This is a genomic window from Stenotrophomonas sp. JAI102, from assembly GCF_013409105.1.
Taxonomy (GTDB): Bacteria; Pseudomonadota; Gammaproteobacteria; order Xanthomonadales; family Xanthomonadaceae; genus Stenotrophomonas; species Stenotrophomonas maltophilia_AA.
Genome location: NZ_JACCCI010000004.1, coordinates 410306 through 424234 on the forward strand (window position 1 = coordinate 410306; position 13929 = coordinate 424234).

General features: G+C 68.4%; 10 protein-coding genes. 7 read left to right on the forward strand and 3 right to left on the reverse strand.

Translation table 11 applies throughout. The features are described from left to right. Positions 1–259: 259 nt before the first annotated feature. Together HDC96_RS17110 and HDC96_RS17115 are read left to right on the forward strand one after the other, a co-directional pair. Positions 260–694, forward strand: coding sequence for an OsmC family protein (locus tag HDC96_RS17110; RefSeq protein ID WP_176990800.1), 435 nt, complete (start codon positions 260–262; stop codon positions 692–694). An 86-nt stretch (positions 695–780) separates the two neighbouring features. After that, positions 781–2454 carry an amidohydrolase gene (locus HDC96_RS17115; protein WP_218842298.1) on the forward strand — a complete coding sequence of 558 codons (1674 nt, stop codon included), beginning with the start codon at positions 781–783 and terminating at the stop codon, positions 2452–2454. A gap of 12 nt (positions 2455–2466) precedes the next feature. Here the strand turns inward: HDC96_RS17115 and HDC96_RS17120 are convergent, their stop codons facing one another. Then, positions 2467–3342 carry a PhzF family phenazine biosynthesis protein gene (locus HDC96_RS17120; RefSeq protein WP_179460984.1) on the reverse strand — a complete coding sequence of 292 codons (876 nt, stop codon included), beginning with the start codon at positions 3340–3342 and terminating at the stop codon, positions 2467–2469. 204 nt (positions 3343–3546) lie between these two features. Here HDC96_RS17120 and HDC96_RS17125 point away from each other — a divergent pair, with 204 nt between their 5' ends. From HDC96_RS17125 to murD, 3 genes are read left to right on the forward strand one after another with little or no spacing between them, the layout of a single operon-like run. Beyond that, positions 3547–6150, forward strand: a complete 2604-nt coding sequence (locus HDC96_RS17125) for a bifunctional aspartate kinase/diaminopimelate decarboxylase (RefSeq protein ID WP_179460985.1) — start codon at positions 3547–3549, stop codon at positions 6148–6150. A gap of 33 nt (positions 6151–6183) precedes the next feature. Continuing rightward, positions 6184–7536 carry a UDP-N-acetyl-alpha-D-muramoyl-L-alanyl-L-glutamate epimerase gene (murL, locus tag HDC96_RS17130; protein ID WP_179460986.1) on the forward strand — a complete coding sequence of 451 codons (1353 nt, stop codon included), beginning with the start codon at positions 6184–6186 and terminating at the stop codon, positions 7534–7536. Then, positions 7517–8926, forward strand: coding sequence for a UDP-N-acetylmuramoyl-L-alanine--D-glutamate ligase (murD, locus tag HDC96_RS17135; RefSeq protein WP_179460987.1), 1410 nt, complete (start codon positions 7517–7519; stop codon positions 8924–8926). The genes murL and murD overlap by 20 nt, the downstream gene beginning before the upstream one ends. 6 nt (positions 8927–8932) lie before the next feature. On the opposite strand, the gene HDC96_RS17140 is transcribed toward murD, so the two are convergent. Further along, positions 8933–9529, reverse strand: coding sequence for an SMI1/KNR4 family protein (locus HDC96_RS17140; protein ID WP_179460988.1), 597 nt, complete (start codon positions 9527–9529; stop codon positions 8933–8935). A 223-nt stretch (positions 9530–9752) separates the two neighbouring features. Here HDC96_RS17140 and HDC96_RS17145 point away from each other — a divergent pair, with 223 nt between their 5' ends. Further along, a complete protein-coding gene (locus HDC96_RS17145; RefSeq protein ID WP_179460989.1) occupies positions 9753–10547 on the forward strand; it encodes a dienelactone hydrolase family protein in 795 nt (264 codons plus the stop codon). 158 nt (positions 10548–10705) lie between these two features. On the opposite strand, the gene HDC96_RS17150 is transcribed toward HDC96_RS17145, so the two are convergent. Then, positions 10706–11704 carry a polyprenyl synthetase family protein gene (locus tag HDC96_RS17150; RefSeq protein ID WP_176990793.1) on the reverse strand — a complete coding sequence of 333 codons (999 nt, stop codon included), beginning with the start codon at positions 11702–11704 and terminating at the stop codon, positions 10706–10708. 316 nt (positions 11705–12020) lie between these two features. Between HDC96_RS17150 and HDC96_RS17155 the strand changes: the two genes are divergently transcribed. Next, positions 12021–13634 carry an alpha-glucosidase family protein gene (locus HDC96_RS17155; protein WP_179460990.1) on the forward strand — a complete coding sequence of 538 codons (1614 nt, stop codon included), beginning with the start codon at positions 12021–12023 and terminating at the stop codon, positions 13632–13634. Positions 13635–13929: the final 295 nt, after the last annotated feature.

Sequence of the window (13929 nt, forward strand, 5' to 3'; positions counted from 1 at the left end):
AATTCGTGATTTCCACGCCCTTCGTTACCGCAGTGCATCAGGTCATAGCCAAAAAACAGGGTCCGCCCTCGCGGCGGAGGCCATCGGTCATGGACCGTCGCACCCCGACTGTCGCACGAAAACCACTTGAAAACAGCATCCGTCTTGAGAGCCGATTCAGCTGGGGCGACGCTTGCCGATCACCTGACGGCAGCCAGACACGGTGCTAACGCGGACCGGTCTAGGCTGGCCAGGCCATTCATCCCGCAGGAGATCAACGATGGGTATTTCGCGTCATGCCACCGCGCATTGGGAAGGTGACCTCAAGACAGGCAAGGGACAATTGAGTACGCCCCAGAGCGGCTTGATGGACAAAACCCGCTATGCCTTCAGCAGCCGCTTCGGCGATGAGAAGGGCACCAACCCGGAAGAACTGATCGCCGCCGCGCACGCCGGCTGCTTCACGATGGCACTGTCGGCCAAGCTCACCGAGGCCGGTTTCGTGCCGACCTCGCTGGATACCGAAGCCAAGGTCGACCTCTCGATGGAGGGCGGCCCGCAGCTGTCGCAGATCACGTTGAAGGTGAAGGCCGTGGTGCCGAACATCGAGGCCACCCAGTTCCGCGCCATCGCCGATGACGCCAAGCAGAACTGCCCGGTGTCCAAGGCACTCAGCGCGGTACCGATCACGCTCGAGGCGGAGCTGGCCGGCTGATCCGCGCTGACGGATTGGTGCACAGCAGATTGTGATGGGAAAGCGGCGGCCGCATAGTCGCCGCTTTCCTGTTGTGGGGTCTCCGCATGCGTCCGACCGCTCTTGCCGCCCTGATCGCCTGCCTGCTGGCCGGCACCGCGCAGGCCGATGTCCGCCTGCTGACCGCTGCGACCATCCACACCGGCGATCCCGACGCACCGGCCGCCACCGCGCTGGCCTGGGATACCGATACCGGGCGCGTGCTCGCCGTGGGTGACAAGCAGGCGATGCTCACGCTGTATCCACTCGCGGCATTGACCGACGTCGGCCAGACAACCGTGATTCCGGGCCTGATCGACGCGCATGCCCACCTGATGTTCCTCGGCGGCACCCTGATGCAGGCCGACCTCACCGGCGCGTCCAGTACCCGGGACGTCGTCGCGCGGCTGCAGCGTTTCGCCGCTGACAATCCCGAGGGCTGGCTGCTGGGCAGCGGCTGGGACCAGAATCGCTGGCCGGACAAACAGTTCCCGACCGTGGCCGATCTCGACGCGGCGTTCCCGGACCGGCCGGTCTGGCTGGGTCGCATCGATGGCCATGCCGGCTGGGGCAACAGCGCGGCACTGCGTGCCGTCGCACGGCAACCCGGGCAACGCGGATTGAAGGGCAGCTGGCAACCGGCCGGCGGGCGCATCGTGCGCGATGCCAAGGGGCAACCGAGCGGGGTGTTCGTCGATGAAGCGATGTCGCTCGTGCAGGCCGCGATCCCGGCGCCGAGCGAGGCCGCGCGCGAGCAGATGCTGGCCCGCGCGCTGGACAAGGCGGTCAGCCAGGGCCTGACCGGTGTGCACGACATGGGCGTATCGCGCGCCGATCTGGCCCTGATGCGCCGCTTCGCCGATGCCGGCAGGCTGCCCCTGCGCATCGATGCGTATGCCGATGGCAATGGCGATGCCCTGGCGGATCTGTGTGCACAGGGCGCGTACCAGCACGCCGGTGGCCGCCTGGAAATGCGCGGGGTGAAACTGTTCATGGATGGGGCGCTGGGCAGCCGCGGGGCCGCGCTGTTGGCCGATTACAGCGACGACCCGCACAACCGTGGGTTGCTGGTGACCTCGCCCGACGACTTTGAAACGGCGGTGCGCAGGGCCGATACCTGTCATGTCCAGGTCGCCACGCATGCGATCGGGGATCGTGGCAACCGGATCGCACTGGACACCTATCAGAAGGTGCTGGGCGAGCGTCGCGGCACGGATCATCGCTGGCGCATCGAGCATGCGCAGGTGGTCGCGCTGGAGGACATTCCGCGCTTCGCCCAGCTCGGCGTGATCGCCTCGATGCAACCCACCCACGCCACGTCGGACATGGGCTGGGCGCAGGACCGGGTCGGTCCCGAGCGCATCCTCGGTGCCTATGCGTGGCGACGGATGCTGGCCTCCGGAGCGCGGCTCGCGCTCGGCTCGGATTTCCCGGTCGAGCAGGTGGATCCACGACTGGGCCTGTATGCCGCGGTTACCCGCCAGGACCGTGCCGGCCAGCCACCAGGCGGCTGGCAGCCGGATCAGCGCCTGAGCGCGGCGGAAGCACTGCGGGGTTTCACCGCCGATGCCGCCTGGGCAGGGCATGACGAAGCCCAGGTCGGCCGGTTGCAGCCGGGACTGCGCGCGGACTTCGTCGTGCTCGACCGCGACCCGCTCAGCGTTCCGCCGGCCGGGCTGGCCGACCTGCAGGTGCGCTCGACCTGGGTCGATGGCGCACCGGTATACGAGGCGGCGCGCTGAGGCGCGGCGGGTTTACCAGTCCAGCGTGCCGCGGATGACGGTCTGCACCTGGCCGCCGGACCAGACGTCACCATGGTCATCGATGCGCAGGGTCAGGCGCGCATCGTGGCCGACTTCCCGGCCCTGGCTGACGACGTAACCGTGGGCGGTGCCCGGCAGCGCGTCGCGGCTGTCCAGCCAGGCGGCGAGCACGGCATTGGCTGCACCGGAAGCGGCATCTTCAAAGCGACGGCCATTGCCGACGAAGGCGCGTACCGCGAGGTCCCAGGCCTGGCCCTGGCTGCGCGCATAAGCGAACACACCCATGCTGTCGGTCGCCTCGGCCAGCGTTGCCACGGCGTCCCACTCCGGGGTGAGCGCGCGCAGGGCGGCTTCGTCAGCCAGTTCCACCACCCACCAGCTGCGGCCACCGGCCATGCGCGCCGGCGGCAGGCTGCCCAGCGGCCAACCGGCCAGGACGGCCTGCAGGCGGGGATCGGCGGCGGTGGTCACTTCGGCCACGGCCGCGCGCGGGGTGCGGATCGCGATGGTGCGGGCCTCACCGCTGCCGTCCACGCGCAGCGGCAGGGCCCCGGCGATGCCGTCCTGGATCAGCACGCCCTCCACCGGCGCGGCCACGCCCAGTTCCAGCACGGCATGGGCGGTGCCCACGCTGGGATGGCCGGCGAACGGGACTTCCTTCTGCGGACTGAACATGCGGATGCCGTAGCTGGCGCCCGGGGCCTGCGGCGGGAACACGAAGGTGGTCTCGGGCAGCCGGGTCCAGCGGGCGATGGCCTGCATCGCCGCCTCGTCCAGGCCCTGCGCATCGAGCACCACGGCCAACGGGTTGCCGGCGCCGGGGTAGGGCGAGAACACATCCAGCTGCAGGAAACGACGGGAGGTCATGGCGGTACGCTCGACGAAAACGGGCGGGCAGCTTACCAACCGGCGCCCCCTCCTGGGCCGTGTGCGGCGGCGCGTGGACCGGTGTCGGCACAAATCCGGCCCGCCTGGGCCGTCCGGGCCCTGCAACGGCCAGGCTTGGCATAGAATCGGGGGTTCGGCCCGGCGTGCCGGGCGATCCCCCTCACTACCCAAACCTCCACCTCCATGTCAGCTTCCCCCCTTGTCGATCGCTGGATCGTACTGAAGTTCGGCGGCACCTCCGTGTCGCGTCGTCACCGCTGGGACACCATCGGCAAACTGGCGAAAAAACGGGCGGAAGAGACGGGCTCGCGCGTGCTGGTGGTGGTGTCGGCGTTGTCCGGGGTGACCAATGAACTCACCGCGATCGCCGATGGCGCCGCCGACAGCCGCGACCGCGTCGCCGCGCTGGTCGCGCGCCACCGTGAATTCCTGACCGAACTCGAGCTGGACGCCACCGCGCTGGACGTCCGCCTGGCCGCGCTGGCCGGGCTGCTGGACGATCCGCGTGCCGCCGGCCGGCCGTTGGAGTGGCAGGCCGAGGTGCTGGGCCAGGGCGAGCTGCTGTCCTCGACCGTTGGCGCCGCCTACCTGCGCGCCAGCGGCCTGGATTTCGGCTGGATGGACGCGCGCGAGTGGCTAGATGCGCTGCCGCCGCAGCCCAGCCAGAGCGAGTGGTCGCAGCGCCTGTCGGTGAATTGCCAGTGGCGTGCCGAGACCGACTGGGCCACGCGTTTCCGCGCCCAGCCGACCCGCATGCTGATCACCCAGGGCTTCATCTCGCGCCACGCCGATGGTGGCACCGCCATCCTCGGTCGCGGTGGTTCGGATACGTCCGCGGCGTACTTCGGTGCACTGCTCGGCGCGAGCCGCGTGGAGATCTGGACCGATGTGCCGGGCATGTTCAGCGCCAACCCGAAGGACGTGCCGGATGCGCGCCTGCTGACCCGCCTGGACTATTACGAAGCGCAGGAAATCGCGACCACCGGCGCCAAGGTTCTGCACCCGCGTTCGATCAAGCCGTGCCGCGATGCCGGCGTGCCGATGGCGATCCTGGATACCGAACGCCCCGAGCTGCCGGGCACCAGCATCGATGGCAACGCCGCGGCGGTGCCGGGCGTGAAGGCGATCAGCCGCCGCAACGGCATCGTGCTGGTCTCGATGGAAGGCATCGGCATGTGGCAGCAGGTCGGCTTCCTGGCCGACGTGTTCGGGCTGTTCAAGAAGCATGGCCTCTCCGTCGACCTGATCGGTTCGGCCGAAACCAACGTGACCGTCTCGCTGGACCCGTCCGAAAACCTGGTCAGCACCGATGTGCTGGCCGCGCTGTCGGCCGACCTGTCGCAGATCTGCAAGGTCAAGATCATCGTGCCGTGCGCGGCGATCACCCTGGTCGGCCGCGGCATGCGCTCGATGCTGCACAAGCTCTCGGACGTGTGGGCCACCTTCGGCCGCGAACGCGTGCACATGATTTCGCAGTCATCCAACGACTTGAACCTGACCTTCGTCATCGACGAGGCCGATGCGGATGGGCTGCTGCCGATCCTGCACGCCGAGCTGATCGACAGCGGCGCGATGCCGGTGGAAGAGGGCGAAGTGTTCGGCCCGCGCTGGCGTGAAATCGCGGGCACCCTCCGCCCGCGCGAAACCGCCTGGTGGCGCGGCCAGCGCGAGCACCTGCTGACCCTCGCCCAGGCCGGCACGCCGCGCTACGTCTACAACCTGGCCACGGTGCGGGCGCGTGCGCGCGCGCTGAACGCGATCAAGGCGATCGACCAGCGCTACTACGCGATCAAGGCCAACTCGCACCCGGCCATCCTGGAAGTGCTGGAGCAGGAAGGCTTTGGCCTGGAGTGCGTCTCGCACGGCGAGCTCAAGCACGTGTTCAACACGCTGCCGGCGCTGTCGCCCAAGCGCGTGCTGTTCACCCCCAGCTTCGCGCCGCACGCCGAGTACGATGCCGCGTTCGCGCTGGGGGTGACCGTCACCCTGGACAACGTGGAAGCGCTGCAGCGCTGGCCGGAACTGTTCAGCAACCGCGAGCTGTGGCTGCGCGTGGACCTGGGCCGTGGCGAAGGCCACCATGCCAAGGTCCGCACCGGTGGCAAGGACTCCAAGTTCGGCCTGCCGATCGCCCGTGTGGATGAGTTCGTGCGCATCGCCGGCGAGCTGGGCACCCGCGTGGTCGGCCTGCATGCGCACCTGGGCAGCGGCGTGGAAACCGCGCAGCACTGGCGCCTGATGTGCGATGAACTGGCCGGGTTCGCCCGCCGCATCGGCAGCGTCGAGACCATCGACATCGGCGGTGGCCTGCCGATCCCGTACAGCGCCGATGACGAGCCGTTCGATCTGGAGGCCTGGGCCGTTGGCCTGGCCGAAGTGAAGGCGGTGCACCCCGCGTTCCGCCTGGCGATCGAGCCGGGTCGTTACCTGGTGGCCGAGTCCGGCGTGCTGCTGGCGCGGGCCACCCAGGTGGTCGAGAAGGACGGCATCCGCCGTGTCGGCTTGGATGCGGGCATGAACACCCTGATGCGTCCGGCCCTGTACGACGCCTGGCATGACATCGAGAACCTCAGCCGCCTGAGCGGCTACTCCGAAGCGATGTTCGATGTGGTCGGGCCGATCTGCGAATCCAGCGATGTGTTCGGCAAGCGCCGCCGCCTGCCGGCCTCGACAGCGCCGGAGGATGTGATGCTGATCGCCGACGCGGGCGCGTACGGCTACGTCATGGCCAACACCTACAACCAGCGCGAGCTGCCGCGCGAGGACGTCATCGATGAGGGTCCTTGAGTGCTGCCAGCCGCCTTCCAAACCGGATACACCATGACTGCTTTTGATAAACACCAGGTTGCCGTCTTCCGCTTCGTCCGCTGCGAATTCGCCGCAGACACCGGCGTGGCGCAGCTGGTCTACGCCTTCGATGACGGCCCGGAGCTGATCGAGACGGTGACCATCCCGGGCGCGCCGTTCGTGCTCGAGGGTGACCGCGCCGAGGCGGTGCAGCGCGCCCTGCGCCTGCTGCACCTGATCGCCGGCGTGAGCTACTACAAGGCCGGCGTGCCCGAGCAGGTGCGCATCGACAGCTACACGATCGATGCGGCGACCGCGGCGCTGGTCGAGACCGTGTACCTCAACGGCCTGGGCGAATTCGCCTACCGCAATGGCCTGAACCTGCGTGGCCGCTTCCGCCTGCCGGTGGAGGGCGAGGCCTTCGCGGCGCCGGCGTTGGGCCTGCGCGAACACGCGCTGGTCGCCATCGGCGGCGGCAAGGATTCGCTGGTCAGCATCGAAGCGCTGCGCAGCCTGGGCATCGCCGAAACGGTCACGTGGATCGGCGGCTCGCAGCTGATCCGCGCCTGCGCGGAGCGCACCGGCCTGCCGATCCTCAACATCGGCCGCACGCTGGCCCCGGAGCTGTTCGAGCTCAACCGCCAGGGCGCCTGGAACGGTCATATCCCGGTCACCGCGGTGAACTCGGCGATCATGATGCTGGCCGCGCTGCTGCAGGGCGTGGACCAGGTGGTGTTCTCCAACGAGCGCTCGGCCAGTTATGGCAGCCAGATTCCGGGCACGGGCGAGGTCAATCACCAGTGGTCGAAGGGCTGGGCGTTCGAGCAGGCCTTCGGCGAGCATCTGGAACGGCACGTCGCGGCAGACCTGCACTATTACTCGCTGCTGCGCCCGCTCTCGGAGCTGGCGGTGGCGCGTCAGTTCGCCAAGAGCGATGTTTACGACGCGCATTTCTCCAGCTGCAACCGCAATTTCCACATCCTGGGCGAGCGCCCGGTGAACCGCTGGTGCGGCGTCTGCCCGAAGTGCCACTTCGTGTTCCTGGCGCTGGCGCCGTTCATGCCGAAGATGCGCCTGGTCGGCATCTTCGGCCGCAACCTGCTCGACGATATCGAGCAGGCCCCGGGCTTCGATGCACTGTTGGAATTCCAGGACCACAAACCGTTCGAGTGCGTGGGCGAAGGCCGCGAATCGCGCGCCGCGATGGCGACCCTGGCCGCGCGCCCGGAATGGAATGAAGACGCGCTGGTGAAGCGCTTCGTCCACGAGATCCGCCCGCAGCTGGATGCCACCGAACTGCAGATCGAGCCGCTGCTGGCGCTGGAAGGCGAACACCGCATTCCGCCGGCGATCTGGGAGCGTCTGCGTGCGAATTTCGCAGCTTGAAGGCAAGCGCGTTGCGTTGTGGGGATGGGGGCGTGAGGGACGCGCGGCGTTCCGCGTCCTGCGGCAGCGGCTGCCGTCGCTGCCGCTGACCCTGTTCTGCCCGGTGGCCGAGGCCGCCGGTGCGCACGAGGAAACCCACGGCGCGCTGACGGCCCGTTCGGATGTCACCGGCGAGGCACTGGCCGCGTTCGAGGTGGTGATCAAGTCGCCGGGCATCAGCCCGTATGGCGAAGCTGCGTTGCACGCCACGGCGCAGGGCACGCAGTTCATCGGCGGTACCTCGCTGTGGTTCGCCGAACAGGCCGCCGCCGACGGCATCGTGCACGACACCGTGTGCGTGACCGGCACCAAGGGCAAGAGCACCACCACCGCGCTGCTGGCGCATCTGCTGCGTGCTTCTGGCGCGCGCACCGGGCTGATCGGCAACATCGGCCTGCCGCTGCTGGAAGTGCTGGACCCGCAGCCGGTGCCGCGGTACTGGGCGGTGGAGCTGTCCAGCTACCAGACCGGCGAGGTCGCGCGTAGTGGCGCGCACCCGCAGGTAGCCATCGTGCTGAACCTGTTCCCCGAGCACCTGGACTGGCACGGCAGCGAGGCACGCTACATCGAAGACAAGCTGCGGCTGGTCACCGAGGCCGCGCCGCGGATCGCGGTGCTCAACGCCGCCGACCCGCACCTGGCAGGATTGTCGCTGCCGGAGAGCGAGGTCATCTGGTTCAACCAGGCGCAGGGCTGGCACATGCGTGGCGATGTCGTGCATCGTGGTGAGCAGGCGGTGTTCGACACCTCACATACGCCCCTGCCGGGCCGGCACAACCGCGGCAATCTGTGCGCGGTGCTGGCGGCGATCGAGGCATTGGGCCTGGACGCGGTGGGGCTGGCCCCGGCGGTGCAGGATTTCCGCCCGCTGCCGAACCGCCTGCAGACGATCGGCGTGCGCGACGGCATCACCTTCGTCAACGATTCGATCAGCACCACGCCGCACGCGAGCCTGGCCGCGCTGGAGTGTTTCGCCGGGCGACGCATCGCGCTGCTGGTCGGCGGACATGATCGTGGCCTGGACTGGCACGACTTCGTCGCGCACATGGCGCACGACGTGCCGCCGGTGGAGATCGTCACGATGGGGGCCAACGGGCCACGCATCCACGCGCTGCTGCAGCCGCTGGCCGATGCCGGCCGCTTCGGGCTGCATGCCGCTGCCGACCTGCCCGAGGCCATGGACCTGGCCGGCAAGGCGCTGGGCGGGCAGGGTGGGGTCGTGCTGCTGTCGCCGGGGGCGCCGAGCTATGGCGTATACCGCGACTACGTCGCCCGTGGCCGCCACTTCGCTGAACTGGCCGGCTTCGATCCGGACCAGATCACGGCGATCCCGGGCATCGGGATCGCCTGAGTCGCGTCAGACCTCTTCCTCATCGATGAAGGCGTAGTCGTTTTCGATGAGCTGCTGCAGGTACGCATCGAAGCTCGGCGCGATCACCCGGTAGCTGTCGGGATCGTGCAGATAGCGCACCACCTGGCCGACCGTGCCACCGGGGGCGGGATCGAAATCCAGGTACAGCATCGAAGTGCCGCCGTTGTTCATGCAGTGCGAGAAGCACAGGCGCTTGCCCATCGGCAGCTCGGCATCGATGCCGTCGCCGAGAATCTCGGGGTCTTCCTCCAGCCATTCCTCGTAGATCGAGCGGATGCTGTCATCCCACTGCGCGCTGTCCTCGAACATCTGTTCCACCGAGCGCAGGTAGTAGGGGTAATGCCCCTCTTCGACGTCCGAGCCCAGCATCAGCACCACGACCTCGCCACCCGGGTAGGCGCGGAAATGCGTGCCGTCGACCCGCGCCAGCAGTGCGAGCAGGCTCTCGGGCACCTGCGGCCAGCGCTCGCGCAGGCGCGCCAGGTCGGCGGCGCTGGCCCCTTCGACCCAGGCCCACATCCGCGCATCGTCTTCGGGCAGGCGCGGCACCAGGCCGGACAGGAAACGGTCGACAAGGCTCATGAAGTGTTCCGTAAACAGGGCCGGCCAGCCTGCCATAACAGGGACGGAGGTAGTTAATTCAATAACAGGGACGGAGGTGGTTAATTCAGATGAGGTCGGGCGCGGCCGGCCTGCCGGATCAAGGGGGCGGGGGGGCGGGGGGGGCACGTGGACCCCGCGCTTCTACACGGTCCCGTCAACCGGCCGTCATACACTCGGGGCTCTTTCTGTCGGGAGCAGACGCATGAACAGGCAATGGCGGTGGGGTGCGGCGGTGCTGTTGGGGATGACGGCGCTGCCCGCGCTGGCGGCGATGCAGGCCAAGCCCGTGGAGTGGACCCAGGATGGCACCACCTTCAGTGGCGTGCTGGTCTACGACGACGGTGACAACGACAAGCGTCCGGGGCTGGTGATGGTGCCCAACTGGAAGGGCGTCAACGACTCGGCCATCGCCAAGGCCAAGCAGCTGGCCGGCGACGACTACGTGGTGCTGGTCGCCGATGTGTACGGCAAGGGCGTGCGCCCGAAGACCGATGCCGAGGCCGGGCCGGTGGCGACCAAGCTGCGCAATGACCGTCCCGTGCTGCGGGCGCGTGCGCTGAAGGCGATCGAGGTGCTCAAGGCCCAGGCGGGGAAGGCGCCGCTGGATGCCAGCCGGATCGGCGCGGTCGGCTTCTGCTTCGGCGGCACGACCGTGCTCGAGATGGCGCGCGCCGGTGCGCCGCTGGCCGGTGTGGTCAGCCTGCATGGCGGGCTGGGCTCGCCGCTGCCGGCCAAGGCCGGTGGCACGCATCCGTCCGTGCTGGTGCTCAATGGCGCCGACGACAAGAGCGTGAGCAAGGATGACATCGCCAGCTTCGAGCAGGAAATGAACGCGGCCAAGGTCGACTGGGAATTCACCAATTACAGCGGCGCGGTGCACTGCTTCGCCGAATCGGACGCCAACAGCCCGCCGGGCTGCGTGTACAACCCGCGTGCGGCCAAACGTGCGTGGAAGGCACTGGATGAGTTCTTCGACGAGCGGTTCGAGACGCGCTGAGACGTCCTGAGACGCGGGGGATCGGCCAGCGCTCGGTGGGTAGTGCCGGCCGCTGGCCGGCAGCTCTGCGGAGCCGGCCAGCGGCCGGCACTACCGGAATGCGCGCGTCAATGCCGATCCGCCCGGTAGGTGCCGACCGTTGGTCGGCACGCTTCCAATCAATGCGAGCGCTGCACCGCGTAACGGGCCAGTCCGCGCAGGGCGGCGACCGCATCGTTGTCGGCCAGGCCGTCGAGCGCACGCTCGGCGGCGTCGGCGTATTCCTCGGCACGGGCGCGGCTGTAGTCCAGCCCACCGGTGGCATGGATGGCGGCCAGCACTTCCGGCATCGCCGTCGCATCGCCGTTCTGCACGATCTCGCGCAGGCGCTCGCGGGTGGTCGCATCCGAATGCGCCATCGCGTGGATCAGCGGCAGGGTGGCCTTGCCCTCGGCGAGGTCATCGCCCAGGTTCTTGCCCAGCTCATCGGCATTGGCCGAGTAGTCCAGCACGTCGTCGGCGATCTGGAAGGCGTAGCCCAGGTGCATGCCGTAGTCGTACAGCGCCTGCTGGGTGGCCTCATCGACGCCACTGGCCAGGGCGCCCAGACGGGTGCCCGCGGCGAACAGCACCGCGGTCTTGCGCTCGATCACGCGCAGGTAGGCGGCCTCGTCCGTATCCGGGTTGTGGACGTGCAGCAGCTGCAGCACCTCGCCCTCGGCGATCCGGTTGGTGGTGTCGGCCAGGATGCGCATGACCGGCATGCGGTCCAGCTCGACCATCAGCTGGAAGCTGCGCGAGTAAAGGAAATCGCCGACCAGCACGCTCGGGGCGTTGCCCCACAGCGCATTGGCGGTGCTGCGGCCGCGCCGCAGGCTGGATTCGTCCACCACGTCGTCATGCAGCAGGGTCGAGGTGTGGATGAACTCGATGATCGCCGCCAGCTGGTGGTGCTCGGGTCCGGCCTGGCCGACCGCGTGGCCAGCCAGCATCACCAGCATCGGCCGCAGGCGCTTGCCGCCCGCCGAGATGATGTGGTCGGCGATCTGGTTGATCAGCACGACATCCGAGGACAGTCGACGACGAATCAGCGCATCGACGGCGTCCATGTCGGGCGCGGCGAGCGTCTGGATCTGGGGCAGGCCCAGCGCGGGGCGGGTGTCTTCGGTGATGGTCATGCGGTCTGACTTTCAGGCTTGGGTGGAATTATAGGCGGTGCCGTCGTATTCCGCCCGCGAAGACGTGGCGGGGCGCTGGTTCGACGGGGACGGCCGTGGGCAGACGGGACGGAACGGTGCCGATCCGGGACGCTGCCACGTCGTCCCGCGCGGGACGGGCGGCCGCATCACGGGGGGGGGAGATGCGTCCGGAGGTGCCCCGCCCGGCGTGAATACGTATGCATGCGACCCCACCGCTGGAGGCGCGCCGCTAAGCTTGTCGGGTTCGTTTCTGGCCCCCCTCGCGGGTGCCGTGGAAGCCCGAAGGGGGGCCCCAATGTCGCAGTCTCCATGGTGGCGCGGTGCCGTCATCTATCAGATCTACCCGCGCAGTTTCCTGGATGCCGACGGCGATGGTGTGGGCGACCTGCCCGGCATCATCGAGCGCCTGGACTATGTCGCCGCCCTGGGCGTCGACGCGATCTGGGTCTCGCCGTTCTTCAAATCGCCGATGGCCGACTTCGGCTACGACATCGCCGACCACCGCGATGTCGACCCGATGTTCGGCACGCTCGCCGATTTCGACCGGCTGCTGGCCGAGGCGCATGCGCGGGGCCTGAAGGTGATGATCGACCAGGTGTTCAGCCATACCTCGATCGACCACGCCTGGTTCCAGGAGAGCCGCCAGGACCGCACCAATCCCAAGGCGGACTGGTACGTGTGGGCCGATCCGCGCGAGGACGGCACCCCCCCCAACAACTGGATGTCGATCTTCGGGGGCGTGGCCTGGCAGTGGGAGCCGCGCCGCGAGCAGTATTTCCTGCACAACTTCCTGGCCGACCAGCCCGACCTGAACTTCCACAACCCGGCAGTGCAGCAGGCCACGCTGGATTACGTGCGGTTCTGGCTGGACCGTGGGGTGGATGGCTTCCGCCTGGACTCCATCAATTTCTGCTTCCACGACGCCCAGCTGCGCGACAACCCGGCCAAGCCGCTGGAGAAGCGCCTGGGCCGTGGCTTCAGCGCGGACAACCCGTACGCTTACCAGTACCACTACTACAACAACACGCAGCCGGAGAACATCGGCTTCATCGAGCGGCTGCGCGTGCTGCTGGATGAGTACCCGGGATCGGTCAGCCTGGGCGAGATTTCCGCGGAGGATTCGCTGGCGACCACGGCCGAATACACCGCGCCGGGCCGCCTGCACATGGGCTACAGCTTCGAGCTGTTGGTGAAGGACTTCAGCGCCGGTTACATCCGCGACACCGTGTCGCGGCTGGAAGCGACGATGACCGAAGGCTGGCCGTGCTGGGCGATCTCCAACCACGACGTGGAGCGCGCGGTGACGCGCTGGGGCGGTCATCCGGCCCAACCGCGGCTGGCGCGGATGCTGGTGGCGATGCTCTGCTCCCTGCGCGGTTCGATCTGCCTGTACCAGGGCGAGGAGCTGGGGCTGGGCGAGGCGGATGTGCCGTTCGAGGCGCTGCAGGATCCGTATGGCATCACCTTCTGGCCGAACTTCAAGGGCCGCGATGGCTGCCGCACGCCGATGCCGTGGCTCGATGCGCCGAAGGCGGGGTTCACGACCGGTGAGCCGTGGTTGCCGATTCCGGCGGAGCATCAGGCTGCGTCGGTGGCGACGCAGGAACATGATCCGCAGTCGGTGTTGAACGCGTTCCGTCAGTTCCTGGCGTGGCGGCGGACGATGCCGACGCTGTTGGTGGGGGAGATCCGTTTCCTGGATTCGGCCGAGCCGGTGTTGATGTTCGAGCGGGTGCACGGGGAGGAGACGTTGCTGTTGGCGTTCAATCTGTCGGCTGAGCGCGCTCAGGTGTCGCTGCCGGTGGGGGAGTGGCGGGCGATGCATGTGCCGGGGCCGGATGTGGGCGAGGCGGTGGATGGCGAGCTGGTGTTGCCGGCGCAGTCGATGTATTGCGCGCGACGCGGCTGATTCGATTTCCGGTGGTATTGAGAGGGCGGGGCCGAGTGCCTCGCCCTTTTTTTGTTTTGCGCTTGTGCGTTGGTGTACGTCAATCGCTACGGCAACTGCAACTGCAACGGCAAGGGCAAGGGCAAGGGCGCTTGGGGCTGCGCTTGTGGCGGTTTGGGCGGGCACGGGTGGGTTGTCGGGACCCGCCGCAAGTACGTCCGTGTAGCAACTGTGTTGTTGGAGGGACTTCGGCCCCTCCAGCAGACGGGCGCGGTAGTGCCGGCCGCTGGCCGGCAGCCTTTGGAGATGTGCCCGG

Bases quoted from the DNA above. Each gene is read 5' to 3' on its own strand.
- HDC96_RS17110 (WP_176990800.1), top strand. From the start codon at position 260: ATGGGTATTTCGCGTCATGCCACCGCGCATTGGGAAGGTGACCTCAAG.
- HDC96_RS17115 (WP_218842298.1), top strand. From the start codon at position 781: ATGCGTCCGACCGCTCTTGCCGCCCTGATCGCCTGCCTGCTGGCCGGC.
- HDC96_RS17120 (WP_179460984.1), bottom strand. From the start codon at position 3,342: ATGACCTCCCGTCGTTTCCTGCAGCTGGATGTGTTCTCGCCCTACCCC.
- HDC96_RS17125 (WP_179460985.1), top strand. From the start codon at position 3,547: ATGTCAGCTTCCCCCCTTGTCGATCGCTGGATCGTACTGAAGTTCGGC.
- murL (WP_179460986.1), top strand. From the start codon at position 6,184: ATGACTGCTTTTGATAAACACCAGGTTGCCGTCTTCCGCTTCGTCCGC.
- HDC96_RS17140 (WP_179460988.1), bottom strand. From the start codon at position 9,529: ATGAGCCTTGTCGACCGTTTCCTGTCCGGCCTGGTGCCGCGCCTGCCC.
- HDC96_RS17145 (WP_179460989.1), top strand. From the start codon at position 9,753: ATGAACAGGCAATGGCGGTGGGGTGCGGCGGTGCTGTTGGGGATGACG.
- HDC96_RS17150 (WP_176990793.1), bottom strand. From the start codon at position 11,704: ATGACCATCACCGAAGACACCCGCCCCGCGCTGGGCCTGCCCCAGATC.
- HDC96_RS17155 (WP_179460990.1), top strand. From the start codon at position 12,021: ATGTCGCAGTCTCCATGGTGGCGCGGTGCCGTCATCTATCAGATCTAC.